The organism is Yoonia sp., from assembly GCF_014859355.1.
In the GTDB taxonomy this organism is placed as follows: Bacteria; Pseudomonadota; Alphaproteobacteria; order Rhodobacterales; family Rhodobacteraceae; genus Yoonia.
In genome coordinates this window covers 1-12,603 of the sequence record NZ_JACUUJ010000056.1, presented here as the reverse complement: position 1 = coordinate 12,603, position 12,603 = coordinate 1, and the positions used below count along the sequence as shown (strand labels likewise).

Sequence of the window (12,603 nt, the reverse complement as noted above, 5' to 3'; positions counted from 1 at the left end):
AAAATACGTTACCTTCGATATACCCACCGCCTCGGATGTGCGCTCCGAAAGATGATCCTTGCGAGATGATATTGTCCCGGAAGGTGACATCGCGGTCATCGCTTTGAAGATAGACGTTATGGCTAAACATATTTGGGGGGGCACCGCCGTCTGCTGATCCATCAAGAAGATAATCATCTTCCCAACCGTTGTGATGGATAAGGTTCCCCTCTATCAGGATTCCGCTTGTGTTTGATACGAACATCCCTGCGGATGTTCCCGTCCAATAGTCGCCTGCAAGCGGTTCTGGCGGCGTTCCGTCCATGATTTTGGAATTTATCAAGGTAAAGCCTGATACGTTTTGAGTATTAATCCATCCATTTGTAAATTCGGTGCTGTCAAGAATGACATTGGTTCCAGAAAGGTTACGTATTCCACCCACAAAAGAAATGTCCGTAAAGACAATATTTACATTTGGCTCTTGAAATATGCTTACTTTATCGTTGATTACAGGAAGGTCTCCTTGTCCCCACGAAGTGATGTGAATTGGTGCCAGTTCGCTTTCGCCAGAGGTGCCATATTGGATCAAGCGGCCATTAACACCTCCGACATTCACGGTATCGTAATTATACCCGCGCTCGAAAAGAAGCCAGTTTGATGAAACGGAGTTAAACGGGTTAATCCCATACCAAAGCTGCATCCCTACATCGGCCGCCAGCGCCATGCCTTCGGATCCGCCGTATTCGGGGTTGTTGCGTAGCCAGGTTGTGGTGATCACGCTTTCGTCGACCCCTTCCAGGGCGGCGATGTCGGCGCGGGTCAAGGCGTCTTCGCTGCCCGAGATATAGACTTTGCGGTGGTTGTCGCCGTGTTCCACCACAAGGTTGTCGTTGGCGTCGGTTTCCAACATGTAATGGTTGCCCAAGCCCCAGCCGGCGGCCTGCGTGGGGGGGGCGACGTCCAAGGTGGCGGTATGGGTGACGGTCGTGCCGTCGCTGTGCGTGACCGTATAGTCAAACGACAAGGGCCCCGCGTAATCCGACCCTGACAGCACCAGCGCAAGGGTGAAATCGGGGTTGACCGTGACGTTGCCATGCGCGGGCAGGCTGTTGATCGTGATGCCGGTGATCGTGGCCGCATCCGGCAGGGTAAAGGTGGTCACACGCCCGCCTGCCACGCCCATCGGGCCGCTGCTGTCCAGCGTCGTGGGGGCAACCTGGCGGGTCACGCTGACAGGCTCTGCCACGTCAGGCACCGGGGCCGGGTCATTCACAACAGGGTCTTGGGCGACCGGATCATTGACAGCAGGGTCTTCCTCAACAGGGGCGGGTTCCTCTGCGACGGGTATAACATCATCCTGCGTGGCAGTGGTATCGTCGATGACCACCGGTGTGCCGCCGGTGTTGTTGCCCGTGGTAACGGGTTCCTCTGCGATCACGTCTTGCCCGGTGGTCGGCGTGCCTGGGGCGACCACGTCTTCAAGAGGGGTTTCTTTCACGGCGGGGTCTTCGGCAATGACATCTTTCACAACGGGAATGGGGTCATCGGTGATGATTTCGGGCTCCGGCGCTGGCGCGGGCGCGACCACGACAGGGTCGGGCTCTGGCACGGGTTCGGCGGTCGTTTTTTCAGGCTTTGTCTTTTCCGCCTTCGGCTCTGACTGGCCCTTGTCCTTGAACATCCAGAACGGGCTGTTCCGGCCTGATCCTGACAGGTCGGTGTCAGACGTCGTTGTGCCGGATGACAGGGTCAGGGTTGTATCCCCGTCAGAGGTGCCGAAAAATGTGGTTTCGACGGTTTCTTCGGTCGTGTCACTTTCGGCCTGCTGCTGCAACTTGCGGGACCATTGAAAGAGGGAACGAAACATGGGGTTATCTCCTGACCAAAAGGGCGCTGGTGCTGAATGAAATGGGCAAAGGATGCGACCTGATGACCGGTGGCCGGTGGCTTGTGCGCTGTGATGTCATGAAAGGGGCTCGCCTCTGTTTATTATGCGTCTTGCCTTACTGAATGCTGGTGCCGGAAAGCCAATTCCGGACCGGTCTTTGATGGTCTGATTTCCGCCGACGGAAAAATCTTGCCTAAATACAGGCGGGGGGGTGCCGACGGATTACGCTAAGAAATTTGACCTTTCCCCGTGAACATCAGAATTGATCAGGTTTTGGGTCGATTCTGTGGCCACGGCGTGGTCTGTCTGAGGAAAAAACCCTCGATTTTCGCATCATTGTTCGCAATCCGCCGCTGCATTGCGGCAAGTCTGTGGCGAAACGCCAGGTGGCCTGTCCAGTTGCGGCCAGATTCGGCCAGCGGGATGATTCTTTGCCGGCCCGCCTGTTGCTGTTGCGGACCCTGGCCCATTTGGCGCAGATTATCGCCTTATTCTGGCCGCTTGCGCGGGTGACTTTGCAACCTGCCGCTGATAGTGACGCGCAGGCGGTTTCGTTTTCAACATTCCGGTGTGGTGCAGGGGTTTTATGGGCGTGATGGTCTGGTCGGAAATAGATGTGCAAAGCGCACGGCAGGTGCAGGTGACCGTGCCGGACCGGACGAGTTTACTGGATGATCTGGGCCAGCATATGGCGCAGGGCAGGGGGTTTGCGCTGGCCACGCTGAACCTCGATCATGTGGTCAAGTTGCGCCAGTCACCGGATTTTCGCCTGGCCTATCTGGCGCAGAGCCATGTCACCGCCGATGGTAACCCGATTGTCTGGCTTTGCCGCTTGGCCGGGCAGCGCGTGGCGCTGATCCCGGGATCAGAGCTGATCATGCCGCTGGCAGAGGTGGCGGCGGCACAGCGCGTGCCTGTGGCGCTGGTGGGATCGACGCAAAACACGCTGGCGCTGGCGGCGCAGCGATTGAAACAGCGCATCCCGGGGCTGGAGGTGGTGTTGCAATTGGCCCCGCCGATGGGGTTCGATCCGACCGGGGCAGGGGCGGATGCCGTGATCGCGGCGATTGATAATAGTGGAGCAGGCCTGTGTTTTCTGGCGCTTGGGGCACCAAAACAGGAAATGCTGGCAGCGCGCGCCTATGCGGCCCTGCCGGGGGTGGGGTTCGTGTCCATCGGGGCTGGTCTGGATTTCATCGCAGGCCACCAGCGCCGCGCACCGCGACTGGTGCGGATGCTGGCGGCCGAATGGCTGTGGCGGCTGGCAGGCAACCCCCGACGGCTTGCCGCGCGCTATGGCGCCTGTCTGTGGGCGCTGCCGGGGTTGACGGTAAAGGCGATAAGGGTGCGGGGGTGAGGTTTCAGGTTCTCTTGGCGCGGATAAAACGACCAGAAGGTTTATTCATTTGGGATATGATGCCCATGAGAAACTGATTTTGACTTTCGTGAAAGGATTGATCGACCATGTCGTTACCTGTTTACCCATTGGACCCGGAAACCATGTTTATCCCCTATACGGATGCCAAGGAGATTGGGGCGAAGCTTGCATCGTCTTACCAAGGCAAGACACCTTATGATTACGGCTGCTTTGATAATTTCCTGCCAGCGGATGTGGTGGCGCGTGTCCGCGAAGAAGCCTTGGCGCTTGGGGCCAAGGACCCCGAAAATGCCAGTGGCAACGAAAAACTGAAGATGTCCTTCAATCCCGATATCATGCCCGCCTATAGCAAGGCGGTCTTTCATGCGCTCAGCGCGCGCCCGTTCATCCAGTTTCTGGAACAGATGTCGGGGATCAAGGGGCTGATCCCTGACCCATATTACATGGGCGGTGGGATCCACCGTTCGGAAACGGGAGGCTTTCTGAGCATCCACGCGGATTTTGACCATCACCGGCCTATGAACCTGGAACGGCGCATGAATGTGCTGATCTACCTCAACCCGGACTGGAAAGAGGAATATGGCGGTGCGTTCGAAATCTGGACGGACGACATGTCTGAAAAGGTGGACAGCTTTGCGCCGGTGATGAACCGGATGTGCTGTTTTTCAACCGGGCGTGACACGATGCACGGCAACCCCGAACCCGTAAACCACCCGGACGGAGACCCGCGGCTGTCGATCGCGCTTTATTATTATACAGCTACCTGGGTGGATGGGCGCACGTCGCAATCCACGGTGTTTAAGCAGCGCCCGGGGGCAGGGGACGCAAAAAGCAACGAAGCACTGATGCGCGTGGTGCGCGATATTGTTCCGCCTGTGGTCTATCGCAAGTCGCGGGGTTTGCTGCGCAGGATACGGGGGCGGTAGGTCATGGCGCGGTTTGGGTGATCAGATCTGAAATGGCGCCTTGATTGACCCACAGCCCCGCCACGGCAATCACCAGTGCGACCGCCCCATAAACCATGTCATGCTTAGGGTCCCAGCCATCATAGCGGCGCACGGCGCTGATCAGCACGGGATAAACCAGAAGCGCCGCCAGACCCGGTGCCAGGATTGCCCCGGTCAGGCCGAATTGCATCACGCCCAAGATCAGCAGGGCGGTGCGTGTGAAAGCCGTGATTGCGATACGGGTCATGAAGCGTTTTGAATCGCCTGCCGCCAGCAGGATCTGGTCGTAGCTGGCCAGGATGACCAAGGGCAGTTGTGAAATGACCATCAGCACCAGGATCGGCCCCGCCAGCGTATAGCGCGTATCATAAAGAAACCGCACCAACAGATCGCCCGTCAGCACCAGAACCGCCGCGATCGCCAGCAACGCGCCCGTCAGCCACCAGCGCATGTGGAAAATCTTGCGCTGGTTGTCCGCGCTTTCCCAAGGCGGGCGCTGTTTATAAAGCGGAAAGATGATCTTGCTGGCCAGAGGTTGCGCCAAAAGCAAGGGCACGCTGGCCAGAAAAAACCCGATGGAATATATCCCCAACATCTCCAGTGTGATGAACTTGCCCAGGATCGCGCGGTCGGCGTGATTGATCATAAACCCCAGAGCGGTGCTGAGGAAAATCCATTTGCCGAAATGGACAAGTTCACCCATCGCCGAACGGTCGATTTCAAGACGGTTCCGATGCCCCGGCATCAGCACCATATAAAGCACCTGCTTGATCAGTGCGGACAGGATCGCACCAAAGACCAGCGCCCAGACCGACTGTAAAAGCCAGGCCAGAATGACCATCACCACGATCCCCACGGCCTGTGTGCCAATGTCGATCAGGGTGATACGCCCCATCACCAGATCGCGGTTGGCGGTATTCACTCGCGTCGGTGTAAAGCCGCCGATCAACGCGGTCAGCCCTGCCACGGGCAAAAGCTGCGCCAACATAGGTTCGTCATAAAGTGCGGCGACGGGCAGGGCGATTGCACAGGCAAACAGCCACAACATAACCCCGCGAAACACCTGTAGCGTCCATGCGGTGTTCAGAAAAGCGGGCTCATCACTGCGGTCGTTCTGGATGATCGAGGCACGTATCCCGATATCCGAAAACATCGCGAGGCCAGTGATAAAGATTTGCACCAGCGCCATCATCCCGAAGGCTTCGGGGAACAAAAGCCGCGTCAGGATCAGGTTCGAGGCCAGCCGCAGGAACTGGGAACCAGCCATGCTGCCGATAGTCCAGATGGCACTGCGGGCCGCACGCGCTTTGAGGGCGTCGCCTTGCAGCAGGCGCGTCAGGCGCTTTGTCCAGTGCGAGAGGGGGGAGATCATCGAGGCGGCTTTGCGTTGGAAAACCGGGCGGGTGCCGGCACATATCTGATATCGTCTAAAAATCCGCCCTTGTCATCGGCAAGACTGTGGTTGGCGTGATCGGTCAGGATCAAGTCTGCTCTGACAGCAACAGGGCAGGGCATTCAGGGGCGCCCGGGGCGTTGAAAAGGTCCAGCAACCGATCCGTGGCATTTTCCCATGTATAAGACGTGGCTGTGCGCCAGGCTGCATCGGAATATACTTGCCAGGCTGCATCGGGCATTTGCGCAAAGTGCTGGATTTCATCGGCAAAGGCCTGCGCCAACGCGGGCAGCAGTTTGCCGTTGGTGCCGTCGATCATGTCGGGGGCGGCACCCGCGCGGGTGGCCAGCACCGGGGTGCGACAGGCCATGGCCTCGAGGATGGGCAGGCCGAACCCTTCCTTTTCGCTCGTGAACAGCCATGCGTCGCAGGCGGCGTATATTTTAGGGATATCTTCTTGGGGTGGGGCCTGCTGATAATCGACCCATGCGGGCAGCGGCAGGGTGTCTTCGGGTGGGTGCGACCCGAAAACCTTGACCTGCAAATCGGGCAGGCGCGCCTTGGCGAGGGTAATGGCGTCGATGGCCAGCTGCACATTCTTGCGTGGTGTTGCGGTGTAAAGAAAACCCACCGTCAGGGATGTATTGCGTGATCTGGATGGCGCATTGAACTGTGCAAGATCAACCGCGTTCGGGATCACATCAACCCCTGTCGTGGCATGATTTTTTGCGATTTCGTCACGGATATAGCTGGATACCGCTATTTTTTTCAGCGGCAAACCATAGGTGGCCTTCACGCGGTCCACAGGCAAATAGGGGAACACTTCGTAATCTTGCAACAGATAGAATTTACGCCCTTTGGATGCGGGCAGCGCCGCGACCCATTCGGCTGTTTCCCACCAGGTTGCAATGATGATATCGGCATCGGGAATATCTTCTGCTGCTGGGGGGCCGGGAGGAGAGATAACGATATGCCGGTCTTGCAAGGCTCCGGTGAGGGGCATCATGGTTTTTGCCTTCAGACGCTGCCAGCCAAGTATGTCTTTGACTTTGGCACGAAAGGAGGGCGGGCGCGCAGCTTGCGAGACAATTGTCACCTCATGCCCGCGCGCCTGTAGATGGCGTGCATAAGTTGCAACGACCCTGTGACCGCCGTTAAGCCCGAAAACCGGGCAGATAAAGGTGATTTTCATCGGCTTACCTGCAATCCAGAACAATCATCATACAGGCCCTCTCACCCCCCCGGAATGAACCGCGGCAGGCTGGGGTTGACCGCTTGCAGCACCTCTTGCAGGCGCGCTTCGGCGGCGGCGTCGGTTTCATTCGGGCGGATGGGGGTTGTCAGGCGCACCAGTGCGCCGTCGGTGCGGCCTGTGGTGATGCCGTCGACCATCAGCCAGTATTTCGCTGTGAAATCCCAGGCGATGCGGCGGTCTTTTTGCTGGAACCAGTAATAGACCATCATCCGCGCATTGCCCTGCTGGATGATCGCGCGGTTCAGCGCAAAGGGTGTCGTGCTGCCCATTTGCGCGGTGACATCGGTGCGTTCCAGCCAGGCGATTTCCCAGCCGCCGCCGGGCAGGCAGATTTCGGGCGAATGCACGCCGCCTTTGCTTTGGTCGTCATACCACGCCATGAACAGCCCCACGGGGGCGGCGGCATCGGGGTTGGTCAGGTTGACCTGATGGTAGTCATCCGCACCCAGCGTATTGGCCACGCCCGCGTCCAGCATGATGCGCGGGCCATCCTGCTGCCAGGCGCCAAAGCTGCGCGGGAACAGTGCGAACTGGTCGCGTTCGGGGGCTGTGCCGCCACGTTCGGGCATGGCCATCATGCCGCCAAGCGCGATCAGCGCCGCCGCGGCCGCCCCGATCATCGCCTTGGACGGGCGGACATATTGCAGGCGGGCCAGTTGCGGCATGATGTTGGCGGTGTCCAGATCCAGCGCCTCGGACAGGGTGGGGCGTTTGGGGTGGATGAACAGCAACAGCCAGGCCAGCATGAACAGGATGATGATACAGGCCAGAAAGATCACCCAGCCTTCAAAGAAATGGGTGAACCCGTCCAGCCAGGCATCGCCGTAATACTGCACGATGATCCCCGCCACCGCGATGCGGATCGAGTTCATCACGATGGCGATTGGCACCGCCGACAGCAGCAAGACCACCCTGTGCCAGCCGGGCCCCTGATAGAGGGCTGCAAAGATGTAGGAAAAGCTGAGGATCGGGAACATGTAGCGCAGGCCCGAACAGGCTTCGGCGACATGCAGGCGGATGACGCCCAGATCAATGATATTGCCGTCCAGAAACACCGGCACCGACAGAAGTTTCAGAAACCACACCCCCAGTTCCGAGGAGACAAACTGTAGATAGGTGGTGGTTTTGTAGTAAATCACGCCGGGCAGCGGCAGCATCAGCGCCAGGTGGACCACGCCGGGCCAGAACCGCCAGCCGATGCTCCAGCCCCAGCTGATCAGGAACATCCCCCCGACCCAGAGGATCAGCGCATAGGCGACGATATCGTCGATCCCCGCCAGTATCCCCAAGCCGCCGAAGGCCAACGAAAACACCACCAGCACCAGCCCCGGCCAGCGGTTGCGTTTCGGGCCCGGGTCGATCGGCACCGTTTTCATATGGCGCAGGAACAGCAGCGCCGACAGCACAGGAATAAGCGGGCCGTGGCTGTATTCGGGCAGTTGCCAGGCCACCAGCAGCGCGTTCAATCCGTTGGAAAAATAAAACGCCGCCGCGATCGTGGCGACCAGCAGCCAGAAAAACCCCCAGGTGTTGAGCGCGCCAAGCGGTCGGGTTGCGGTCGGAAACACACTATCGGACGCCATGAACACACTACCTTTAATTGCCCAACCGCAGAATGGCGGTTGTCTGAAATACGCGGACTTTCACAAAATATCTGACCAGACAGTGCCTGCTATACCCTGTCTTGGCAAGAAATTGAACGACAGAGTGCCCGCCCTGACCGGTTTTCGGGGCTTTGCGGGGTCACATTTGCGTTGAGGGGGCGTTTGAAGTTAACGTTTTTGTTTCTTGTCACCTGTGCGTTTCTGTTTATGCGACAAAATACCACGAATTTGTATAACTGATGCCTGTTTGGCGACAGTATGGCTCTGCGCAAACTTATTTCTGCCATGATGCCCCTTTAGACAGTGCGCGCGTGCTGAATCGTTTTTGCCTGGGCTGCGCCATCGTGGTGGTGGCGGGAACGGGCGGTCTGGCCGCGATGGATTTGCCGGGGATGTCTCTGGGCTTTTTATTACAAGGAATGACGATGTTGAATGCAAAAAGCCTTTTGTGCGTGGCGGCTCTGGCCTTTGGCGGGGCATCGGCGGTGCAGGCGACAACCATCACCTGGGCGTCTTCGGTGACCGATTCGCGTGACGGGGCAACAGTGACGGCGACAAGCACGGGGGGCAGCGACGCCGCCGGAAACGCGCTTGGCGCTGATGATGGCAAATCGTTCGGCATCGGGCAGGGCGGCGTCGCCTTGTTCGGCTTTGATGCCGCCTTTGCAAACGAGGTCACGCTGGTCGAGGGCACCAAGGGCAACCGGTCCAGACAGGAAAAAACAGTTGATATTTATGTCGGCCTGCTAGCTGATTATATATTCGGCAGCTTTGATCTGCGCCTTTTCACCTATGTCGGGACGATCACCAACGCATCTGAAGTAACGCGTGTTGCGCTGCCATTCGGCAGCTTTGATACCCTGGCTCTGCAAGACATCGTGCCTGCCGGGCCGGTGCGGCCCAACAATCGTGTTGGCGGGCCCGCGTCGAATGGCTGGAATGTGGACGCCATCGGCGTGATGCCGACGCCTGTGCCGCTGCCTGCCGGTGGGTTGCTGCTGGTTGGGGCGCTGGGTGGTCTTGCCGCACTGCGCCGCCGCCGCAAGCCTGTCTGACACGGGGACAGATCGTTATCAATGCGACAGGGCCGGGGAAACCCGGCCTTTTGCGTTTCCAGCACATAAAAAGCGCTTTCTTCGCGTTCATATCTGGTTAGTCTAGCCGCACATTATGCAAACATATTGATGGGTTGTCGCGGCATGACACCTGCGTTTTGACGCGATGCCGGACATGACAGGCCCACGACAGAAAGGACTTTGCCCATGTGTGTGGTATGCGCTGATCCGGAAACGGCGATTGCAGCGGGGATTGACATGTGCCTGTGCGGCGCGCCCGAGACCATGGCCGCCTATGCCCGCATCGAGGCGGATATTTCACGCCGTCAGATGATTGGCGGCATGGCGTCAGTGGTGGGGATGTTCGCAGGCTTTGGCCTTGCCCCCACGGAACTGCGCGCACAGACCCCGGGCCGGCCGATCCTGCTGACCAACCTGCGCCTGTTCGACGGCGAAACGCTGTCAATGCGTGACGGCGTGGACATCCTGATCGCGGGCAACCGGATTTCGGGGCTGCCGCCCCGCGGCCAGGGTCCGGAAGAGGCGCAACGGATCGATTGTGGCGGTCGGGCGGTGATGCCCGGACTGATCGACGCGCACTGGCATACCACGCTGGTGGGGGTCAGCCAGATCGTAGCGATGACGCAGGATGTCGCCTTTCTGCATCTGGTCGCCGGGCGCGAAGCCGGGGCCACGCTGCAGCGCGGCTTTACCACGGTGCGTGATGTGGGCGGGCCGGCCTTTGGGCTGAAGATGGCGATTGATCGCGGCGTCGTCGCGGGCCCGCGTATTTTCCCTTCGGGCGCGATGATATCGCAGACCGGCGGGCATGGTGATTTCCGGCTGTTGAACGAACTGCCGCGCTTTCCCGATACGCCGCCCAACAACTTTGAACGCCAGGGCGTTGCGCTTATTGTCGATGGCGCGGACCTGGTGCGGCGCGCCACACGCGAACAGTTGATGAAGGGGGCCAGCCAGATCAAGATCATGGCCGGCGGCGGCGTTGCGTCGCTTTACGATCCACTTGACGGCACCCAATTTTCCGAGGACGAGATGCGCGCCGCGGTCGAGGCGGCAGAGGACTGGGGCACCTATGTCTGTGCGCATGTCTATACATCGCATGGAATCCAGCGCGCGATCCGCGCCGGTGTGAAGTCAATCGAACACGGTCAGCTTGCCGATGAGGACACGGTCAAGATGATGGCCGATACCGGCACGTGGTGGAGCCTTCAGCCTTTCCTGGCTGACGAGGGGTCGAACACCTTCACGGATCCGCGCCAGATTGCCAAACAGAAGGAGGTGGCGGAAGGGACAGCGCGCGCCTTCGGTCTGGCAAAGCAGTATGGCGTGAATTTCGCCTTTGGCACCGACATCCTGTTCAATGCACAGGGCGGGGCCGGTCAAGGGCTCAACCTGACAAAGTTCGCCCGTTTCATGTCGCCGCTCGAGGCGTTGCACAAGGCGACCGGTGCTGCCGGGCAGCTGTTGGCCATGGCGGGCGCGCGCGCCCTATGACGGCCGCCTTGGCGTGATCGCCGAAGGCGCGCTGGCCGATGTGCTGGTGGTCGATGCCGACCCCGAAGCCGGGCTGGACTGGCTGGATGATCCGCAAGGCCGGATCAACCTGATCATGAAAGACGGCCGGATCGTCAAAGACACGCTGTAAGAGGGGCCCATCGCCATGATCATGCACAAAATAAAGATGCTGGCCTGCGCCGCATTGGGCCTGTCCTGCCTGACCGGTCCGGCGCTGGCGCAAGCGCGGTCCGATGCGGCGTTCCAGATCACCCCCTATGTCTGGGCCATGGGTGTGGGCGGCGATATCACCCCCTTCACCGGTGCCCCGACCGTGGCGGTTGATGCCTCCTTTGCTGACCTGCTGGAGGATCTGGATGCCGCCTTTTTCGTATCGGCCTATGCGCGGCAGGGCGATCTGGTGTTTCTGGGGGATTTCAGCACCTCTTCATCGTCGCGCAGCGGCGTGACCCCCAGCCCGCCCGCCCCTGCCGCCTTGCCTGCCACCGGCACGCTGCGGCAGACCTCGATCACGGCATTGGTGGGCAGCCGGGTGATGACCACGCCCGATGCTACCGTTGATCTGCTGGCCGGGTTCCGGCACTGGAACGTGAAAGGCGGGGTTGCGGTGCCGCTGATCCCGGCCGCGGCGACACGCAGCCGCAGCTTTACCGATCCGGTGATCGCCGCACGCGCGAATTTCCAGATCGCGCCCGACTGGTCGGCGCTGGCCTATGCCGATGTGGGCGGCTTTGGCGTGGGGTCGGAACGCACGGCGCAACTGCTGGGCACGGTGAATTACCGCTGGCGCGACAATACCTTTGTTTCGGTCGGCTATCGCGCCTTGCAGATGGATTACCGCGACGGCGGCACCCGCTTTGATGTGCGCATGGGCGGGCCGGTTCTGGGGGTGACATTCCGGTTTTGATGGGCCGGTTCTGAAGGGCCGGTTCCGAAGGGCGAGAGCCTTTATGACAGATTTTCCCTTTTGATAAGGCCGCACAGCCGATGTTGAAAACCCTGCACGCGGTCTTGCCGCGCCCTGTCTTGCCCGCGATGCCCCTTGCGGCGGTGTTTTTCGCCGCGTCGCTGGCCCCCAGCCTTGTGCCGCGCGACACCGGCGTGCAGGCGGTGCTGAGCGGGGCCAGCCTTGCGGCGGGCTATGCGCTGGGGCTGGTGTTTGCGCTGCTGTGGCACCGGTTGGAACTGCCCGTGTTGCGGCCTGTGCTGTTGCGGCGGGCGCGGCTGGTCGCGGGGGGGATTTGCCTGATCGCGGCGGCGGTCACGCTGTGGCTGTCCTCGGACTGGCAGGACGGGTTGCGCGCGCTTTTGACGATGCCCCCGGTGGATGCGGCGCGGCCGCTGTCGCTGGCGGGCGGGGCTGGCGCGGTGTTTTTGGGGTTTCTCTGGCTGGCGCGGCTGGCCCGGTTTGTGGTGGCGCGGCTGTCGCGGCGGTTTGCGCGGGTGTTGCCTGGCCCGCAGGCGCTGGTGCTGGCGGTGATCCTGACGGCTGTGCTGTTCTGGAACATCGGCAACGGGGTGATTGTGCGCGGGGCGTTGCAGGCGGCTGACAGTGTCTATGCAGGCCT

General features: G+C 60.2%; 11 protein-coding genes. 7 read left to right on the top strand and 4 right to left on the bottom strand.

Annotation, left to right across the window (positions count from 1 at the left end):
• Nucleotides 1-1,846 (bottom strand): right-handed parallel beta-helix repeat-containing protein (locus IBX59_RS13955; protein ID WP_296376618.1); only part of this gene is annotated, 1,846 nt, incomplete at its 3' end.
• Between the two features lie 607 nt (nucleotides 1,847-2,453).
• Between IBX59_RS13955 and IBX59_RS13950 the strand changes: the two genes are divergently transcribed.
• Both IBX59_RS13950 and IBX59_RS13945 read left to right on the top strand, forming a co-directional pair.
• On the top strand, nucleotides 2,454-3,224 hold the full coding sequence (locus IBX59_RS13950) for a WecB/TagA/CpsF family glycosyltransferase (protein WP_367119389.1): 771 nt from the start codon (nucleotides 2,454-2,456) through the stop codon (nucleotides 3,222-3,224).
• Nucleotides 3,225-3,331: 107 nt separating this feature from the next.
• Nucleotides 3,332-4,171, top strand: a complete 840-nt coding sequence (locus IBX59_RS13945; protein WP_296376616.1) for a 2OG-Fe(II) oxygenase — start codon at nucleotides 3,332-3,334, stop codon at nucleotides 4,169-4,171.
• A 1-nt stretch (nucleotide 4,172) separates the two neighbouring features.
• On the opposite strand, the gene IBX59_RS13940 is transcribed toward IBX59_RS13945, so the two are convergent.
• The 3 genes from IBX59_RS13940 to xrtD all read right to left on the bottom strand — a co-directional run bounded on the left by IBX59_RS13940 (nucleotide 4,173) and on the right by xrtD (nucleotide 8,423).
• Nucleotides 4,173-5,564: an oligosaccharide flippase family protein gene (locus IBX59_RS13940; RefSeq protein ID WP_296376614.1), complete on the bottom strand. Its 1,392-nt coding sequence runs from the start codon at nucleotides 5,562-5,564 to the stop codon at nucleotides 4,173-4,175.
• A 109-nt stretch (nucleotides 5,565-5,673) separates the two neighbouring features.
• A complete protein-coding gene (locus IBX59_RS13935) occupies nucleotides 5,674-6,777 on the bottom strand; it encodes a glycosyltransferase family 4 protein (RefSeq protein WP_296376612.1) in 1,104 nt (367 codons plus the stop codon).
• 41 nt (nucleotides 6,778-6,818) lie between these two features.
• Nucleotides 6,819-8,423 (bottom strand): VPLPA-CTERM-specific exosortase XrtD, encoded by a 1,605-nt coding sequence (xrtD, locus tag IBX59_RS13930; protein WP_296376609.1) that lies wholly within the window; start codon nucleotides 8,421-8,423, stop codon nucleotides 6,819-6,821.
• Between the two features lie 446 nt (nucleotides 8,424-8,869).
• On the opposite strand from xrtD, the gene IBX59_RS13925 reads away from it, so the two are divergent.
• The 5 genes from IBX59_RS13925 to IBX59_RS13905 form a co-directional block, all read left to right on the top strand.
• Entirely contained in the window at nucleotides 8,870-9,499 is a 630-nt protein-coding gene (locus IBX59_RS13925) for a VPLPA-CTERM sorting domain-containing protein (RefSeq protein ID WP_296376607.1), read from the top strand.
• Nucleotides 9,500-9,706: 207 nt separating this feature from the next.
• Entirely contained in the window at nucleotides 9,707-11,014 is a 1,308-nt protein-coding gene (locus IBX59_RS13920; RefSeq protein ID WP_296376605.1) for an amidohydrolase family protein, read from the top strand.
• 13 nt (nucleotides 11,015-11,027) lie between these two features.
• On the top strand, nucleotides 11,028-11,165 hold the full coding sequence (locus IBX59_RS13915; protein WP_296376602.1) for a hypothetical protein: 138 nt from the start codon (nucleotides 11,028-11,030) through the stop codon (nucleotides 11,163-11,165).
• Between the two features lie 15 nt (nucleotides 11,166-11,180).
• Nucleotides 11,181-11,942 (top strand): hypothetical protein, encoded by a 762-nt coding sequence (locus IBX59_RS13910; protein ID WP_296376600.1) that lies wholly within the window; start codon nucleotides 11,181-11,183, stop codon nucleotides 11,940-11,942.
• An 80-nt stretch (nucleotides 11,943-12,022) separates the two neighbouring features.
• Nucleotides 12,023-12,603: alpha/beta-hydrolase N-terminal domain-containing protein (locus tag IBX59_RS13905; RefSeq protein ID WP_296376598.1), on the top strand; the 581-nt coding region annotated here is incomplete at its 3' end.

What these genes read in the sequence shown, in the direction of transcription:
- IBX59_RS13950 (WP_367119389.1), top strand. Translation starts at nt 2,454, where the DNA reads ATGGGCGTGATGGTCTGGTCGGAAATAGATGTGCAAAGCGCACGGCAG.
- IBX59_RS13945 (WP_296376616.1), top strand. Translation starts at nt 3,332, where the DNA reads ATGTCGTTACCTGTTTACCCATTGGACCCGGAAACCATGTTTATCCCC.
- IBX59_RS13940 (WP_296376614.1), bottom strand. Translation starts at nt 5,564, where the DNA reads ATGATCTCCCCCCTCTCGCACTGGACAAAGCGCCTGACGCGCCTGCTG.
- IBX59_RS13935 (WP_296376612.1), bottom strand. Translation starts at nt 6,777, where the DNA reads ATGAAAATCACCTTTATCTGCCCGGTTTTCGGGCTTAACGGCGGTCAC.
- xrtD (WP_296376609.1), bottom strand. Translation starts at nt 8,423, where the DNA reads ATGGCGTCCGATAGTGTGTTTCCGACCGCAACCCGACCGCTTGGCGCG.
- IBX59_RS13925 (WP_296376607.1), top strand. Translation starts at nt 8,870, where the DNA reads ATGTTGAATGCAAAAAGCCTTTTGTGCGTGGCGGCTCTGGCCTTTGGC.
- IBX59_RS13920 (WP_296376605.1), top strand. Translation starts at nt 9,707, where the DNA reads ATGTGTGTGGTATGCGCTGATCCGGAAACGGCGATTGCAGCGGGGATT.
- IBX59_RS13910 (WP_296376600.1), top strand. Translation starts at nt 11,181, where the DNA reads ATGATCATGCACAAAATAAAGATGCTGGCCTGCGCCGCATTGGGCCTG.